The organism is Pararhizobium arenae, assembly GCF_001931685.1.
Classification (GTDB): Bacteria; Pseudomonadota; Alphaproteobacteria; order Rhizobiales; family Rhizobiaceae; genus Pararhizobium; species Pararhizobium arenae.
This window is the reverse complement of record NZ_MOOY01000012.1, coordinates 26402-39427: the sequence shown is the minus strand read 5'-3', so window position 1 is coordinate 39427 and position 13026 is coordinate 26402. Positions and strand designations below refer to the sequence as shown.

Genomic DNA, 13026 nt, shown 5'->3' with positions numbered 1-13026 from the left:
GGGGATGACGGTGAATTCGATAGCGAATGCACGCAGTCGATGTCGCAAACTGGCTCGCAATCGGCCAAAGTATCGGCCATATTATTATCCAGCTAATAAACTTTAAGCAGTTTCGCCAGGTTTGCGTTGTGTCGTCGGTCGCTTCGAACGTTTGCTTAGCGGTCAGGAGTGCTCATGGAACTGATATTTGGACTTGTGACGCTGGCAGGCCACATCGCGCTCCTCCTATGGGGCACGCGCATGGTACAGACAGGTGTGCAGCGGGCATTCGGCCCAAGTCTCCGCTCATTTCTCGGCCACGCGCTTGGCAATCGGTTCAAGGCGTTTTTTGCCGGGATGGGGGTTACCGCACTTCTCCAAAGCAGCACGGCGACCGGCCTGATGGCGACTGGCTTTGCCGCCGGCGGGCTGGTTGCACTCGTTCCCGCGCTTGCCGTCATGCTCGGCGCCAACGTTGGTACGACGCTGATCGTCCAGGTTTTGTCTTTCGATATCGCCGCTGCAGCGCCCGTTCTCATCCTGATCGGTGTGTTGATGTTTCGTCGCGCCGGCAACCCTACGATCCACGACCTAGGTCGTGTGGTGATCGGCCTTGGCTTCATCCTGATGGCGCTGCATCTGCTGTTGGCGCTGATGACCCAGTACGAGGGCGCCAAACCACTTGCGGCCGTGCTGCAGGCGATTGCGGCAAAGCCAGTTCTGAGCGTGCTGCTCGCCGCGATCGTCACCTGGGCAGCGCATTCCAGTGTGGCCGTTGTTCTCCTCGTTATGTCAATGGCGTCGGAAGGTCTGATACCGCTCGATCAAGCATTAGCACTCGTTATCGGTGCCAATCTAGGAACGGCTCTGAATCCAGTGCTCGAGGGGTATTCCGGCGACGATCTAGCAGCGAAACGTCTTCCGATCGGAAATCTCTTCACGCGCATCATAGGCGTCGGCGTCGGGCTGGCAGTGCTGCCTTGGTTGACTGGTGTGATGACCGCGATTGATACAGAGGGCGCACGTTTGGTCGCAAACTTCCATACTCTCTTCAACCTATTGCTTGCCCTCGCTTTCATGCCGCTCTTGACGCCTTATGCGAATGTTCTGCGACGGTTTCTTCCTCGCAAAGTCGATCCAGCCGACCCAAAACAGCCGCGTTATCTCGACCCCGCTGCTATCGAAACACCAGTGGTCGCCCTTGGTGCTGCGGCGCGAGAAACGCTTCGGCTTGTCGATGTGCTCGATGAGATGATGACTGGCGGTAAAGTGTCGGTTACCAGCCCTAACAGGCGCGCGCTTGGGGCGTTGCGGCAGAAGGACAATATTCTTGACAGCCTCAACACAGCCGTGAAAACCTATCTCGCCTCCATTGACGCCGATGAACTCGGTGATGCTGACAAACGACGGATGAACGAGGTACTTGTGTTTTCTATGAACATCGAACATGCCGGAGACGTTCTGGATCAGAGCCTGTTGCCGCATCTGGCCAAACGTATTCGCCGCGGGCTTCAATTCTCGCGGGATGAGCAGAAGCAACTGGCGGAGGCTTTCGATAGGGTTTCAGCAAACCTGCACAAGGCTGCAGCGTTGTTCATGACGAAGGACGAACAGACGGCACGGATGCTGGCTGCTGAAAAAATTGCTTTCCGCAAGACTGAGCACGAAGCGACGGTCGCCCATTTCGACAGATTGCGAGAGGGCGGTATTGATGCGGCCGAAACGAGTACGCTCTTTCTCGATCTTCTTCGAGATCTGAAGCAGATCAACTCGCACCTTGTAGCCGCTGCCGCGTACCCTGTTCTCGAAGAGCGCGGCGTTCTTCTACAAAGCCGATTGTCAGGTCCAGAAACCGAAATGCTGGCGTCACGACAAGGCTAACAGGGAGCGAGCGTCCGGCTTATAAGAAGTTTTTCTCTAGACTAAGCGTTAACGGTTCGAATTTTTCAGAGACTGATGTCAGCAACAGCGCGCGATCCTTAAGTTGCCAACTATGGAATGTCCCCTGCGTCGCGCTGTGGACTGGCCGACATAGGGAAAGTTCCAGCGTCCTGAAATAGGTCCGAAGGAGCGGCCGGTGTTCAAGCGGGCGGCTCCTTCGGACCGTAGAGTTTAATCCAATCCCTTGTCCGAGATAATATTGATCCGGTTGCTGGCGATTTCGGCCTTGACGTCGTCAATCGCATCGCAAAGCCCGTCAATGTCCTGTCTGCTATGGGAAGCGGTGAGGCAAACCCGAAGCCCGGCCTGGCTGCGCGCGACTGTCGGGAAAAAGATCGCCGAGGTATAGAAGCCCCGCCGCAGCAGTTCCCGCGCCGCGGCAACCGATAGCAGCTCGTCACCGAACCGGACCGTTCGGATGGGAAGGTTTGAAGGCGGTTCCCCGCCTTTCAGACGCGCATCGAGATGAGCCAGGTTCTTCTGAAGAAGTTGCTGACGCCGACCAAGTTCGGGAGAAGCGTGAATAGCCGCCGATGCCAGCGCGGCGCCGACAGCGGCCGTGGTCAGGGACGCCGAGAATGCGTGCGCTATTGCAAATCTGCGGAAAATCAGCTCTTGGGCCGCCGTTCCGAGCATGAGGATACCGCCAGATGCCCCAAAACCTTTTCCGAGCGACGCGGCCACGATTGTCCGATCCCCGAGATCGTGGATTGCCGTTCTTGCATAGCCTGATCCGGTCTCGCCGTGGATCGAAATGCCGTGAGCATCGTCGATATAAAGAAACAGACCGTACTTATCCCGCAGGCGTAGCAACTCACCAATCGGGGCATGCCCGCCCATTGAATAGACGCCGTCGCAGATATAGGCGACTTGGCGATGGCTTTGGCAGAGGGCCTCCAACGCTGGCATGTCGTTGTGAGGGATCGTCGTTACTTCAGTCTCCTGCGCCGCCACCGCCTTGTGATGAGCAAGTGTAGCGTGCGCGAGCCGGTCGAACACCATCAAGGGCTTGCGCCCCCCAGTCAGGTGACCGGACGCTAAAATAGGAAGCGCGCTCATGTTCGCTGCCAGAACAGTGGTAAAGGTCAGTATCCTCGCCTGGAACAGGTTTGAGAGCTCTCGTTCCAACTGTCCAAGCACATCGAAGTTGAGGCGCGTTCGCGCGCAGGACCAATGGAAAGCGCCTGTTCGCGAAATAGCTTCGCGGGCGCCATCGAGTATCTCCGGATGGTTGTCGAGCCCCAGATAGGAGCATCTGACGAAGTCCGTTACCGGCTGGTCGGACGGCTGCAGACGAACAAGACGATTGGCTGACGGCGTCGCGTAGATCGCCATTATCCCCTGATAATGGGCATGGTCGAAACTTGCGGAGGCAATGTCGATCATCACCGACGTGTTGCGAAGAGACTGCTGGTTATTTTCGCGTGTCTTGAATTCTGTCATGTGTTTAATCCCAATGCAGGTGTTTAGAGAGATCAACACGCCGACGAAATGAACTCCACGAACGCATGTGAAAGAAAACGATAAGAGTTTCTGAATGAACGCCGCCCTCATGCCTTCTTGAAGTTGGCCATGAATCCATTTGAACGAACGGTTCGGATTGCCTTTTCCCCGGTTGCGACATGAATTGCTTTGCGCAACTTCGAGACATGAACATCAACAGTTTTATCGTCTACAAACCGCCCCGGTGGCCAAGCCGCTTCGATGAGATCCCTGCGGCTGACCACCCGGCCTGGAGAGGCTAGCATGCGTCGCAAGATCCTGTACTCTGTCGGACTGAGCAAAGCGTTGCCGTGCGGCCCCGCGAGCATGCGCGTCGACCCGTCAAGCAACATCGCGCCGATATGTTCGGTCTGGCCATGTGATGTCTGCGCCTGCGCCGGGTGGGCGCGGCGGACAATGATTGCTCGCAATCCGGACAGAATCAGATCGGGCGACAACGGCCGCAACACACATTCATCGACGCCTGTCTTCACGAATTTAAGGTAGTGTATCTCGTGTCGGGCACGGATGAAGACCATCATCGCCATCGTTGCTGTGCGCTGTCGCGTCCGCACCCTCCGGCACAACTCAAGTGCCCGATCAATATCCGTGCCATCGATTATTAGCGCCTTGGACATGGAGATCCTGGCTTCCACGTCCTCGATGCACGGCGCGATCGCAATCGCCTGAAAGCCTCCGCTTGCGAGGACATGTGACAGAAGAAGCGAAAAATCGGCGTCTTCTGTTGCGACAAGTACAATAGGGTCCATAATCGACTCCGCAGGTGTCCCAGATCTGTCACCTGCAGAGTCGGGATGCTTCAGTTTACCCAAGCCCTGAAGGTTATTTGGCTTCTAAGGGTGGCGATCTGGGGCACTGTTCACCGAACCCAGTCGTTCCACTGCTCGAGAAGGGTGGGGGCATTTGCGTTGATCCACGCGGCGTCAGGCACCACCAGATCTTGCGAGATTTCCGCCGTTGTCGGCATCGACCCGCGCGCTTCCTCCGACATCAGTGCGATGGCGTCAGAACTGGGCGGTGTGCAGGAGAGCGCGTTGCATGCCTTGGCCTGCGCCGCCGGGTTGTCGAGCCAGTACGCAATTAGCTTAAGGGCATTTTCGCGGTTCGGCGCACCCCGTATCAGGGCGACGCGATCGCCGACAAGGAAAGAGGCTTTATACGACCATTTGATCGGAAGACCTTCATCGGCCATCGCCTTTGCGCGGGTTAGCCAGATTTGGCCGAGATCGTACTCACCGTTTCGAAAGCCCTGCACGCTCTGATCACCACTTTTCCACCAGAGGGTCACAGAATCCCTAATCTCGTCGAGTTTACGAAACGCGCGTTCGACGTCGAGCGGGAACAGCTTGTCTTTTTCGACGCCGTCGGCAAGGAGCGCCGCGGCGAGCACGCGCCATGGATCGTCAAAATTCGGAAAGGCCCGCCCACCCGGAAAACGTTTCGTGTCCCACATATCAGTCCAGGTTTGCGGATCCTCTACGCCTGCAGCGTCCGCCCGATAGACCAGCAGTGTCGCAGTGGACTGGACGAGTGCACCGCTGGCATCGCAAGCATTCGCCGGCAGATCCTTCCGCGGCTTATAGGGGATGCAAAACTCCGTCAGATCATCGGTAACCGACTTGTGGGCTTCCGATGCTGCCTGAATTTCCCCGTCGAGATACAGATCCCAGGTGACATTCTCGGACTTGACCATGGCCGACGCCTTCGCCCGTAGCTCAGCATTCGTACCGGACACGACGACAACTTCAATGCCAGTCTTCTGGGTGAAGGGATCGAACCACGCCGCTTTCAGCGCGCGGTCGTATGCCCCGCCCGTCGAACCGATAACGACACGCTCGCCGGCTGAAGCGGCGCTGGTCGCGATCAGCATGACCGCTACGAACGCAGCTCCGGCTGCGACTGTAAATGCACTTGTACCCGGCATGATATTACTCCTGTTTGGTTCGAGGTGAGGCTGAAGAGGAGATGAGATGCGCGATGCCGATCAGGCAAAGGGAAGCTGCTACCACTACTGTCGAGGCGGCGGCGATAACGGGTGTGAGATTGTAGTCAATATCCTCGAACATCTTGCGGCCAATTGATTTTCCACCGATGTCGGAGATGAAGAAGGCGACGGTGGCCTCATCGAATGATGCAAGGAATGCAAACACCGCACCGGCGGCGATGCCCGGAAGAATGTTGGGAAGCGTTACGTGGATGAAGCAGCGTAGACGGGTTGCGCCGCAGCTTGCCGCCGCAAGCTCGAGAGCCGGATCCATGCGCTGGAGGGACGCAGTGACGGTAATCACAACGAACGGAACGGCAAGGACAGTGTGGCCGATCAGGAAACCGAGGAGCGAGCCTGTCAGTTCCAGTGGTGCAAAGACAAGATAGAGCGCCACACCCAGAACCACGTGCGGAACGATCATCGGACCGAGCGCCATCGCTTGAATGGCGCCCTTGAAAGGAAGTTCCCCGCGCACGACCGCCAAAGCGGTTAGCGTTCCGATGAGGGTGGATGTCAGTGAGGTGCAGAAAGCGATCTTGAGGCTGAAGACAGTCGACGTGATCCAATCAGAATCTGAGAAATACGCGCGATACCAATCCAGCGTTCGCGAGGTAGGTGGAAACGACAGGTGCGAAGACGCGTTTAACGACATCGGAACAATGATTGCCGTTGGCAAGATCAGGAAGAACAGCACCAGCCCGACTGTGACCGCCGTGATTAGCGATGTGGTCTGTTGCCGCCACGGCGTTGTTAGCCGAGTGTGGCGGGCGGGACGTTCCCTTGCCCGCGCATCTTTGATAAGATTAATGGACACTGCTGAATCCTTTGTTGTATGCGAGCGCGCGCCTGAAGACTGCGACCAGAACCAGGCTTACCGTCAGGAGTAGTGTGGAAAGCGCGGCTGCGAATGGCCAGTCGAGCACGACGAGGGTTTGCTGGCCTATCAGGGTGGCCATCATCATGGAATTTGGACCTCCCACGAGCGCAGGCGTGATGTAGAAACCCAGTGCCAGAACGAAGCAGAGCAACGTTCCTGCGAAGACGCCGGGCAGGCTAAGGGGCAGGGTAACAAGCAGGAATGCACGAACAGGCGTTGCACCGAGATTCGATGCCGCTCGCGTAAGATCCGCCGGAAGGCTACGAAGCGTTGCCTGGATCGGCAGGATTGCAAAGGGCAGGAGAACGTGCGTCATTGCCAGGATGACCGCCCCATGCGTGTAGAGAAGACGAAGCGGCATATCGATCAGCCCGACAGTGATCAACAGGTCGTTGACGAGCCCGTTGCGCTGAAGCAGCACGACCCATGCGTAGGATCGGATAAGAACAGACGTCCACAGTGGGATGAATACGCACGCCGCCACAAGAAGGGCGACTGGTCGTCTCAGCCGTGCCATGGCCAGCGCCACAGGGTATCCGAGGACGAGGCAAAGGATCGCCACGGTGGCGGAGATCAAAATCGTGTCAGTAAGAACGCCTACATAGAGCCCGCTGCGTACCAGGCGGGCATATGGCTCTCCGCCGTTGGTGAAACTGAGTTGAACGAGGCGCGCTACCGGATACAGAAAGCCCACGATCAATAGTGCCATAAGCGGACTGACGAGCAGCAGGGACACGGCCGGCGGATAGGACTTCGCCGAGCGTCCGTGGTGAAGCCGCAACCACCAGCTTGAGAGACTTCTTCGCGAAACGGCGTTCATCGGAAATCCCCGCTATCGAGCGAGAAAAGGCGTGCGTCCTGCGGTGCAAACTCGATGCGTACCAAAGCGCCTTTCTCCGGAATGGTCTCCGAAAAAGGAACCTGGACCCGAACAATCTCCTCCCCCATCGCATCCACACGCACGAGCGCAGTCCGCGTGGCGCCCGCAAACACCACTGAGTCAAGCGTCCCTTCGATCGTTGAGTTCCGGTCCCATCGGGTCGGCCGCAAATTGAGGTGCTCAGGCCGCAAGGCAAGATGGAGGTGTTGCCCTGGGCCTGAAATGCGCGTTCCTGAGCGTTTCAGGGAAAGGGGGGCTGTAGATCCTTTGAGGAGGACTACGACATTATGCTCATCGCTGGAAACGGCCGTTACAGGCAGAAAGTTGATGGAGCCGACGAAATCTGCGACAAAAGCGGTGCGAGGATGATGATAAAGTTCCTCAGGCGTGCCGATCTGTTGGAGCGCCCCGCGGTGCATCACCGCGACGCGGTCGGACATGGTAAGTGCTTCTTCCTGGTCGTGCGTGACGTAGACGACAGTGGCGCCGACCCTTTCCTGAATGCGTTTAATTTCCAGCTGCATCGCTTCGCGCAGCTTCTTGTCCAGCGCCCCAAGAGGTTCATCCATAAGGATGACGGGGGGATTAAACACCAGCGCCCTCGCTACGGCAACGCGCTGCTGCTGGCCTCCAGACAGTTAATGGGGTTGCCGTCCGTCGAGGCCCGTCAGCCGGACGAGTTCCAGCATCTCGTCCACGCGTTTGCGTCCCTCTGCCGAGCCCAAAGTTCTGCGCATCCGCAAGGGAAACTCGATGTTTTGCCTCACAGTCATATGTGGAAAAAGTGCATAGCGTTGAAAGACCATTCCAATGTTGCGCAGATGCGGGGCAACCGAGGTGATGTCCTGGCTGTCGACGCGAAGCGTCCCGGCACTGGGTTGTTCGAAGCCCGCAATCATCGTCAGCAGCGACGTTTTCCCGGATCCGGAAGGCCCGACGATGGAAACAAATTCGCCAGCGTGGATGTCGAGCGACGTATCCTTCACCGCTTCGACGGCCCCGTATGTTTTTGTAATCCCTGATAGCGTTAAACTTTTTCCGATCAACTTGTCCCCCAATCTATGTGGTGATGCTCCCGCAGCATCGCAGGCAACACCCCTGTCGGCGTTGCTCGTTCGGGAATGTGACATCGGATCAGCAAAGCGATACTGTTGATGCGACATAACTTTGCGAAACCTTCACAATGCGGTTTTTGTTGCAACAAAAAAGCACTGTGTCAACCATCTTGGAGTGAGAATGATGAGCAGAGAAAACGCAGGCGGGAAAATTGCGGTCAATCCGCGCCTGGGCGAAGCCGCCTACGAGGCTCTCCGGGACCGGATAAGCCGGGGTGTCTACCGGCCAGGAGACAAGCTAACGGTCCGCTCTGTCGCGGAGACGCTCGGCGTAAGTTCGACCCCGGCCCGCGATGCCATCAATCGACTGACGTCGGAAAATGCCCTGGTTTACGCTGGTCCCAAAACCGTGATTGTACCCATCCTTTCCGAGGCGGATCTAAAGGAGGTGACCGTCATCCGCATTGCGTTGGAGGGGCTGGCGGCCGAGGAAGCGACTAAGCACTGTGGTCCGCTCGACGTTGAGAGGCTTAAAGCCCTGCAAATTCAGATCAACCTTGGTCTGGAGCGGCGTGATTACGCGTCCGTATTGTGGCACAACAAAGAGTTTCACTTTCACGTTTATGCGCAATCCCGACTTCCGCGACTCGTCAACCTGATCGACGCGCAGTGGCTGCGGGTGGGGCCGTCATTCTACGGCCTTTATCCTGAATTTGCCGAGGAGCGTTACGGCGTGCGTAGTCACGAAATGGCTATGGATGCGATCGAGGAGGGCGACAGCCGTGCCCTCCGTGCGGCCTTCGAGGCTGACATTCGCATGGGTTATTTGCGGTTACGCAGTGCTGTGAGGGCACGCAGTTCCGCCTAGCGTCCGTTTTTTTTGACGCTGCATTGACACATCGACTTTTTGTTGCAACAAAATACGAAGCTTTTGCGAAGTTCAATTTTGTCACAAGGATAGTCAGATGTTCATAGAACCGGCCGACGCCGAGGAGCCCGCAAGCTCTCAATCGATCAATCTCTTTCGTCGCGGGCAAACGGTTTTTCCAGGAGGCGTCACGCGCGCGACTGTTGATAAGGAACCTCACCCGGTCTACATGGCGCGCGGGGAGGGGGCCTACCTTGTCGATGTCGACGATGCGCGCCTCCTGGATCTCAATAACAACTTCACGACCTTGCTCCACGGCCATGGTTTTGAACCCGTACTTGCGGCGGTTGGCAGCCTGCTCTCGACTGGAACGTGCTTTTCGAACCCCACACGGCATGAAATTGCACTGGCTGAATTGCTTACGTCGCGCATCCCGGGTGCCGAGAGAATTCGGTTTGTAAGCACCGGTACTGAAGCCGTGATGTTCGCCATTAAGGCAGCGAGAGCCTTCACCGGACGCTCGGCCATCGCGCGCTTCGCAGGTGCCTATCACGGAGCCTACGACTGGGCCGAGGCGGGACAGAATGGCTTTGAAGCCGATCCAAATGGGCGTCGCAAAGCCCGGCTGGGTTATCAGGGTGCGCCGTCAGCGGTGGCGAACGATGTCTTGGTACTCGACTTTAACGATGCAGACGCGCTCGAGGAAGCGTTGAACGTGAATGCCAAGCGCTTTGCTGCCGTCCTCATTGATCCGATGCCCAGCCGGGCCGGTCTAATCGAGCCGGCACCCGAGTTCATCGATCGCCTCATGACGGTTGCCGATCGACACGGTATTCTCATCATAGCGGACGAAGTGCTTAATCTGCGGCAGAGCTTTGCCGGTGCTTCGGCGCGTTATAGCCTCAAACCGGACCTGCTCGTCGCCGGAAAGATTATCGGCGGCGGGTTTCCTATCGGCGCGATAGGGGGCAGCGCGAAGGTCATGTCCGTATTTGGCGGTGATAAGCGTTCGCCGATGGTTTCTCAGGGTGGGACGTTCTCCGCAAACCCGGTTTCAATGGTGGCGGGCCGTGTTGCGATGGAGGCTGCAACGACCGCTGTGTTCGAGCGGCTGGAGCAGCAGGGAAACCGGCTTCGCGCGCAACTCACTATGATCGCGCGCAAACACAACGCACCGTTCTCGGTAACAGGTGCAGCTTCTCTGCTTCGCCTTCATCCCAAGTCCGAACCGCCTCGGTCCTTCGCTGCGGCGGTGCAGGCGCCGGAAGAAGTAGCAAGAATGCGCGTCTTATGCCGATTCCTGCGGCAAGAGGGGATCTTGATGCCACATGACGCTGCAGCCTGCCTTTCGACGCCAATGAACGAAACGGACCTCGACCATGTGGCCGATGCGTTCGACAGATTTCTCACGCAACAAAGTTTTTCAAGCCAGGAGGCTCAGCCTTGACGCACACATTGTCCAATGAAACCGTGGCAGAATGCATCGCGCACGCTTTGAGGCGGCATGGCGTCGACGCAATCTTCGCCCAAAGCCTTCCCTCTGCTGTGGTGCTTGCGGCCGAAGCCATTGGGATTCGACAGATTGCTTACCGCCAGGAAAACATGGGTGGCGCCATGGCCGACGGCTATGCGCGTATCTCGGGCAAGGTTGGGGTGGTCGCCGCCCAGAATGGGCCAGCAGCGACCTTGCTCGTCGCACCTTTGGCCGAAGCACTAAAGGCCAGCATTCCAATCGTGGCCCTTGTGCAGGACGTCGAGCGGGACCAGACGGACAAGAACGCTTTTCAGGACTTCGACCAAATCGCGCTGTTCCAATCTTGCACCAAATGGGTCCGTCGGCTTCAAGTCGAAGAGCGTGTCGAGGATTACATCGACGCGGCATTCACTGCCGCGGCGACAGGCCGACCGGGCCCCGTCGCCCTTCTCCTGCCCGCCGATCTTCTACGAGCCGAAGTCAAACATCCCCAGCGTCGCCGCACTGCAAACCTGGGAGTTTGGCCTGTCGATCGGACGCGCCCGGACGACGAGAGCTTGCGCCAGGCAGCACGCTGGATCTGCGAGGCCGACAACCCTGTGATCGTTGCTGGTGGCGGCGTGCATGCCGGAGGGGGGGCTGCCGCGCTGGCGCGCCTCCAGGAAATTGCCTCTCTGCCGGTGTGTACGACCAATATGGGGAAAGGCGTGGTCGACGAATACCATCCGCTTTCCGCGGGGGTGCTTGGTTCCCTGACCGGACCAAGGTCGCTAGGCACCTTCACGAAAAGGCTCGTTGGGGAAGCGGATCTGGTTGTCCTTGTCGGGACAAGAACCAACCAGAATGGTACTGACAGCTGGCGTCTCATTTCGCCCTCGGCCCGTATCATACATATCGACGTCGATCCAAACGAGATTGGCCGCAGCTACGAGGCTTTGCGGCTCGTCGGTGACGCGTCAACAACGCTCGATGCCCTTGTGGCGGCGCTTGCTTCCGATGATCTCGACAAACGGATGATGAGCCGGAACGAGGTTGAACGCGAGATTGCGTCCTGCTGGTCGAAGTTCGAAGACGCGCGCAAAATCGTTTATGAAGCATTCTCCTCGCCGATCCGGCCTGAACGCGTCATGCGGGAACTGCAACCTTGGCTAGAGCGGGAGATCACGGTCGTAGCCGACGCAAGCTACTCGTCAATGTGGGTTGTCGGTCAGCTTCGTGCGCAGCGTGTCGGCGCAAGGTTCATCACGCCGCGCGGACTCGCTGGTCTTGGTTGGGGGCTCCCCTTGGCAATCGGGGCAAAACTGGCTCGGCCGGACAGCCCCGTCGTGGCGGTAGTCGGTGATGGCGGCTTCGCACATAGCTGGGCGGAAATGGAAACGATCGTACGTCTCAATATCCCGGTGACCATCATCGTCCTAAACAATGGCATTCTCGGGTTTCAGCGAGATGCCGAGACTGTCAAGTTCGGGCGTTTTACCACGGCCTGCTATTTCGCGCCGGTTGATCACGCGAAAATTGCGCGAGCCTGCGGGTGCGACGCGACGCGTGTAAGCGATCCGAACCTCCTACCAGCTGTGCTCGAAAGCGCGATCGAATCGGAGCGGCCAAGCCTCATAGAGGTCATCACTGACCCTGAGGCGCATCCACCGCTTTCGCTGTTTGCCGGAATGGATGAAGCCGCGTGAACGTAGACCAACGCGCCCCTGTCGCGATCGTAACGGGCGGAAGCACCGGGATCGGGCTTTCGACCGTTACAACCCTATTGTCCGCAGGTTACCGAGTTGCATTCTTTAGTCAGAATGCACAACACGTTGAGCAGGCCGACCGGGATTTGCGAGCGGCATTTAACCGGCCAGAAATCCTAAGCGCTTGTGTCGATATAAGGTCGCAAGCCGCCGTGGACAGCTTTTTCGCAGATGTGGAGCAGCACTGGGGCGTCATCGACGCCCTGGTGTGTAATGCGGGGATCTCGCCAAAAGGTATTCATGGTGCAGCCCCGTTTGAAGATGTCGAAGCTTCACAGTGGCAAGATGTTCTTAGCGTCAACCTCACCGGTGCAGTCTGGTGATGCCAAGCAGCGCTAAGGCGGATGAAACCGCGCAATCGCGGCCGTATCGTACTGATCGGGTCAATCGCCGGGCGGACTATTCCGAAAATCGCCGGAGCACCCTATGTTGCGTCGAAAGCTGCGATCGCAGGCTTGGCCCGATCGATGGTTGCCTCCTGTAGCGGGACGGCGATCACCATCAACACCATCGCCCCGGGTCGGATTGCAACGGACATGGCCGGCGACCCGACGAGTAGGGCAAACGTAGAAGCACTTCAACGCATTCCTGTCGGGCGCCTCGGAACGGGTCGGGACATAGCGGCTCTCATACACTTTCTACTTTCAGATGACGCCGGATTTATCAACGGCGCGACTATTGATGTGAATGGAGGGGAATTTGCTCCCCTGTGACGGA

Annotated in this window: 10 protein-coding genes and 2 pseudogenes; 5 read left to right on the top strand and 7 right to left on the bottom strand. The window is 57.9% G+C overall.

All coding sequences use genetic code 11. The annotated features are described in order from the left end of the window. Window positions 1-174: 174 nt before the first annotated feature. A complete protein-coding gene (locus BLX89_RS21970; RefSeq protein WP_075293111.1) occupies window positions 175-1860 on the top strand; it encodes a Na/Pi cotransporter family protein in 1686 nt (561 codons plus the stop codon). Between the two features lie 231 nt (window positions 1861-2091). On the opposite strand, the gene BLX89_RS21965 is transcribed toward BLX89_RS21970, so the two are convergent. From BLX89_RS21965 to BLX89_RS25155, 7 genes and pseudogenes are all read right to left on the bottom strand, one after another. Next, window positions 2092-3363 (bottom strand): aminotransferase class I/II-fold pyridoxal phosphate-dependent enzyme, encoded by a 1272-nt coding sequence (locus BLX89_RS21965; RefSeq protein WP_075293188.1) that lies wholly within the window; start codon window positions 3361-3363, stop codon window positions 2092-2094. A 107-nt stretch (window positions 3364-3470) separates the two neighbouring features. Next, window positions 3471-4172, bottom strand: a complete 702-nt coding sequence (locus BLX89_RS21960) for a winged helix-turn-helix domain-containing protein (RefSeq protein ID WP_075293110.1) — start codon at window positions 4170-4172, stop codon at window positions 3471-3473. Window positions 4173-4282: 110 nt separating this feature from the next. Then, complete coding sequence (locus BLX89_RS21955; protein WP_245292909.1) at window positions 4283-5293, bottom strand: ABC transporter substrate-binding protein; 1011 nt, start codon at window positions 5291-5293, stop codon at window positions 4283-4285. 58 nt (window positions 5294-5351) lie between these two features. After that, on the bottom strand, window positions 5352-6062 hold the full coding sequence (locus BLX89_RS21950) for an ABC transporter permease (protein WP_083637852.1): 711 nt from the start codon (window positions 6060-6062) through the stop codon (window positions 5352-5354). Between the two features lie 151 nt (window positions 6063-6213). Further along, on the bottom strand, window positions 6214-7107 hold the full coding sequence (locus tag BLX89_RS21945) for an ABC transporter permease (RefSeq protein WP_075293108.1): 894 nt from the start codon (window positions 7105-7107) through the stop codon (window positions 6214-6216). Continuing rightward, window positions 7104-7586 (bottom strand): TOBE domain-containing protein, encoded by a 483-nt coding sequence (locus BLX89_RS25160; RefSeq protein ID WP_280950600.1) that lies wholly within the window; start codon window positions 7584-7586, stop codon window positions 7104-7106. Before BLX89_RS25160 ends, BLX89_RS21945 begins: the two co-directional genes overlap by 4 nt. Window positions 7587-7733: 147 nt before the next feature. Continuing rightward, window positions 7734-8153, bottom strand: a pseudogene (locus BLX89_RS25155) (ABC transporter ATP-binding protein); the annotation flags it as partial. A gap of 253 nt (window positions 8154-8406) precedes the next feature. Here BLX89_RS25155 and BLX89_RS21935 point away from each other — a divergent pair. The 4 genes and pseudogenes from BLX89_RS21935 (at window position 8407) to BLX89_RS21920 (ending at window position 13022) form a co-directional block, all read left to right on the top strand. Continuing rightward, window positions 8407-9090 (top strand): GntR family transcriptional regulator, encoded by a 684-nt coding sequence (locus tag BLX89_RS21935; protein ID WP_245292898.1) that lies wholly within the window; start codon window positions 8407-8409, stop codon window positions 9088-9090. A gap of 97 nt (window positions 9091-9187) precedes the next feature. Continuing rightward, window positions 9188-10537: an aspartate aminotransferase family protein gene (locus tag BLX89_RS21930; RefSeq protein ID WP_075293106.1), complete on the top strand. Its 1350-nt coding sequence runs from the start codon at window positions 9188-9190 to the stop codon at window positions 10535-10537. Next, entirely contained in the window at window positions 10534-12249 is a 1716-nt protein-coding gene (locus tag BLX89_RS21925) for an acetolactate synthase catalytic subunit (protein ID WP_425348633.1), read from the top strand. Before BLX89_RS21930 ends, BLX89_RS21925 begins: the two co-directional genes overlap by 4 nt. After that, a pseudogene (locus BLX89_RS21920) lies at window positions 12246-13022 on the top strand (SDR family NAD(P)-dependent oxidoreductase). Before BLX89_RS21925 ends, BLX89_RS21920 begins: the two are co-directional and overlap by 4 nt. Window positions 13023-13026 lie beyond the last annotated feature (4 nt).